This window comes from Methylobacterium sp. WL116, assembly GCF_008039455.1.
Taxonomy (GTDB): Bacteria; Pseudomonadota; Alphaproteobacteria; order Rhizobiales; family Beijerinckiaceae; genus Methylobacterium.
Genome location: NZ_VRUV01000476.1, coordinates 1 through 3555 on the forward strand (window position 1 = coordinate 1; position 3555 = coordinate 3555).

Sequence of the window (3555 nt, forward strand, 5' to 3'; positions counted from 1 at the left end):
GTGCCGCCGCGAGCGCCGCCGCATCGCCGGCGGGAACGCGCCAGCCGGTGCGCTGGCCGGCCGACACTTCGGGCGGGCTCAAAACGGTTTCGGGGACCGCGCCGAGATCGGACACCACCACCGGCGTGCCGAGCGCCTGGGCCTCGACGGCGGAACGGCCGAACGCCTCCGGCTCGACGGAGGGCACCGCGACGACCGAGGCGGCCCGGAAGGCCGCCGGCATGTCGGTGCAATGCCCGACGCGGCGGACGACGCCCTCGAGCCCGCGCGCCACGACCAGCGCGTCGAGCTCGCGCTCGTAGGCGACCCTGCCCTGGGGGTCGCCCGCGAGCACGATGGCGAAATCGGCGACGCCCTGCGCACGCATCAGCGCCGCCGCCTCGATCAGGATACGCTGGCCCTTCCACGCGGTGAGGCGGGCCGCCAGCAGGACGACGCGCTCGTGCGGGGCGACGCCCCAGACGCGGCGCAACGCCTCGACCCGCGCGGCGCCGACCGCGACGGGAGTGAAGGCGGAGAGGTCGGTTCCGCGGTGGATCACCTGAACCCGGTCGCCCGCCTGCTCGGCATGCAGGCGACGGATCAGGTCGGCGGTGTAGTGCGAGTTGGCGATCACCACGTCGCCGCGCGCCATCACCGAGTTGTACAGCACCTTCACGCCGGTACGACCGGAATAGCTGCCGTGATAGGTCGTGACGAAGGGCAGCTTCAGCCGCCGCGCGGCGCCGAGCGCGACCCAGGCCGGGGCGCGGGACCGCGCATGGATGATCTGCACGCCCTCGCGCCGGCACAGGCGCGCCAGGCGGCCAACGTTGAGAGCCATCTGGACGGGGTTCTTCGACGCCGCCGGGAACGGCAGGCAGATGCCGCCCTTGGCCTGAAGCTCGCCGACGAGGCGCCCGCCCTCCGTCGCGACCAGCGCACGCGCACCCGCCGCCGCGAGGCCAGCCGCGATGTCGACGGTGGTGCGCTCGGCACCGCCGGCGTCGAGCTCGGGAATGATCTGGAGGACGCAGGCACCGGCCAGCGGCGACGCGTCGCCGGGGAAGCCGACCGACGGACGGGAATCGCCGTTCATCGGCGGCTGCGCGGCGAGAGGGCGCAGGCGGGCCGCGGCCGCAGGGAAGCGTTCATTGTCATAGGATCACGGGTACGCTTTACGGTCTGGTAAACGGCGGCTGAAGACGCGGCGTTCAGGTCGGGAACGCGCGGGCCGGGCGAATCGGGAGAGCGGGATGCGGGACGGGACGACGTTGGAGCACGTCGACGTCGGCGAAGGAGCGGACCGACGCCGGATCGCCGTGCGCGTGCGCGACGGGGCGGGTCCGGCGATCGTCTGGCTCGGAGGCTTCCGCTCGGACATGGGCGCCACCAAGGCGATGGCGGTCGACGCCTGGGCCGCCGCCGAGGGGCGGCGCTTCGTGCGGTTCGATTATTCCGGCCACGGCGAATCCGAGGGCGAGTTCTCGGCCTGCACGATCTCGACCTGGCTCGCCGACGCCGAGGGCGTGCTCGCCGCGCACGCGCCGGAAGCGCCGGTGCTGATCGGATCCTCGATGGGCGGATGGATCGCCTGCCTCGCCGCGCGAAACCTCGCCGCGCGCGGGGCGCCGGCGCCGACAGGCCTCGTGCTGATCGCGCCGGCTCTCGACTTCACCGAGGACCTGATGTGGGATTGGTTCCCGCCCGAGGTGCGCCGCACGCTGGAGCAGGACGGCGTCTGGCTGCGCCAGAGCGCCTACGCGCCCGAGCCCGACGCGATCACCATGGCGCTGATCGAGGATGGCCGGCGCAACCGCCTGCTGACGGGCGCCCTCGACCTGCGCTGCCCGGTCCACATCCTCCAGGGGATGAACGATCCGGACGTGCCGCACGCCCACGCCTTCCGCATCCTGGACCGGCTGCCGTCGGCGGGCACGGTCCTCACGCTGATCGCGGACGGCGACCACCGCCTGTCGCGGCCGCAGGATATCGCGCGGCTGCGCTCGGCGGTGGCAGAGATGGCGAGACCGGCTAGTGCAGGCTGACCGGGAAGAGGTCGTGCTCGGCGGCGTTGGCGAGGATCACCTCGCGCGAGTCCGCAAGCAGGATCGGCGCACCGCTGGCCGACAGGAGGGCGAACAGGTCGAGGCCAGGCGTCAGCTGCGGCGCCTGCGGGAACAGCCGCATCACCTCGTCGGAGCGGATCGAGCGGACGTAGGCGATGTGACCTTCGCCCAGGGCCGCGAGGTCGGCGGCGTTGAATTCGGCCGGATCGAGGTCGGCGGCCGTCAGCGGGGAGGTGTTGAGGTCGGTCATGTCGTGCCCTCCTTTCGAGGCAGAGCAATCGGCCCGGAAACGATCCCGTCTTGATCGAACCGATCCGGCGATCGTGGGCCTGATCCTGATGTGGGGTGCTTTTCCCGCGGATCAATCGCGCTCGAGGATGGCGATGCGGCGCACCACCCGCTCGGGCTCGGGCCGCGCCAGATCGATCGAGAGCAGCCCGTTCGACAGGTCGGCGCCGAGCACCTCCATCCCGTCGGCCAGCAGGAACGCGCGCTGGAACTGCCGCGCCGCGATGCCACGGTGGAGGAACAGCCGCTCCTTGTCGTCGACCTGACGGCCGCGGACGATCAGCTGGTTCTCCTCCAGCATCACGTCGAGCTGGTCGCGCGTGAAGCCGGCCACCGCCAGGGTGATCCGCAGGCGGTCCGGCTCCCGGTCGGTGCGGGCCAGACGCTCGATGTTATAGGGCGGGTAGCCGTCGTTGGCGGCCTTGGAGACCCGGTCGAGGGCCTGCTCGATCTCGTCGAACCCGAGCAGGAACGGGTGTCCGAACGGAGATGGACGGGTCATCGGCGGCAACACCCCTGTGGAGGCCCCGTGCCCGAATGCCGGTGGGCGCCTCGTCGCGGGGCCCGCTGGCGGCAGCGCCCCTTCCGGCCCAGCGGCCCGGCACGCCAAGATATGGACGAGGCGACCCGGCCCATCAAGGGACGCCGCGCCGCGCCGGAGGCGGGACGCACGGGCAGAAGCGGCAACGGACGGCGGGATCTTTCGGCAACAGACGACGGCCGAGAACAGGGATGTATTCGTAACAGTTTGGAACGGCTCTGATTTTCGGCCGTGCTCTTGATCCTTGCCCTCCACCTCGGATACTTCCGCCCCGCAGGCACAGTGCGGCCCGTTTCAGCGTGACGAGGCGGTGCGGCAGGCACTTTCCGGAGGCCGAATGTCCGCACCGATCCTGTCGAAGCATGCGCCGATGCCGCGGGTGGCGGAGGTCTGCGGCGACGACGCGGAGGTGCTGGCGCTCTCGGTCGCCCGGTTCGTGGCCGCGGGCTACATGACGCGGGACATCGCGTGCTGGGATGCGGCGTTCGACGGTGCGGAGACGCTCCTCGGCGCCGAGGCCGGCGGCCGCTTCGTCTCCGGGATCGTCGGGGTCGTCCGCGCGCTGCGCGCCGAGCGGGCCGATGACGGGCCGTTCATGCCGGCGACCTGCTGCCGGCTGACCGGGCACGAATGCGCGCTGGTCGGCCTGATCGGGCGCGGCCGGCGCAGGCTCTGGGG

5 protein-coding genes are annotated in these 3555 nt (G+C 72.2%); 2 read left to right on the forward strand and 3 right to left on the reverse strand.

The annotated features are described in order from the left end of the window. Positions 1–1078 (reverse strand): glycosyltransferase family 4 protein (locus tag FV223_RS23010; RefSeq protein WP_147729165.1); only part of this gene is annotated, 1078 nt, incomplete at its 3' end. A gap of 157 nt (positions 1079–1235) precedes the next feature. Here FV223_RS23010 and FV223_RS23015 point away from each other — a divergent pair. Beyond that, the gene (locus tag FV223_RS23015; protein WP_147729166.1) at positions 1236–2027 is read left to right on the forward strand and encodes an alpha/beta hydrolase; all 792 of its coding nucleotides are present in this window, start codon (positions 1236–1238) and stop codon (positions 2025–2027) included. Here FV223_RS23015 and FV223_RS23020 read toward each other — a convergent pair. Further along, complete coding sequence (locus FV223_RS23020; RefSeq protein ID WP_147729167.1) at positions 2014–2298, reverse strand: DUF1150 domain-containing protein; 285 nt, start codon at positions 2296–2298, stop codon at positions 2014–2016. The two genes, FV223_RS23015 and FV223_RS23020, sit on opposite strands and share 14 nt — an antisense overlap. Positions 2299–2409: 111 nt before the next feature. Next, the gene (locus FV223_RS23025) at positions 2410–2838 is read right to left on the reverse strand and encodes an Hsp20 family protein (RefSeq protein WP_147729168.1); all 429 of its coding nucleotides are present in this window, start codon (positions 2836–2838) and stop codon (positions 2410–2412) included. A gap of 376 nt (positions 2839–3214) precedes the next feature. Here FV223_RS23025 and FV223_RS23030 point away from each other — a divergent pair. Further along, a partial coding sequence (locus FV223_RS23030) for a hypothetical protein (RefSeq protein WP_147729169.1) occupies positions 3215–3555 on the forward strand: 341 nt, incomplete at its 3' end.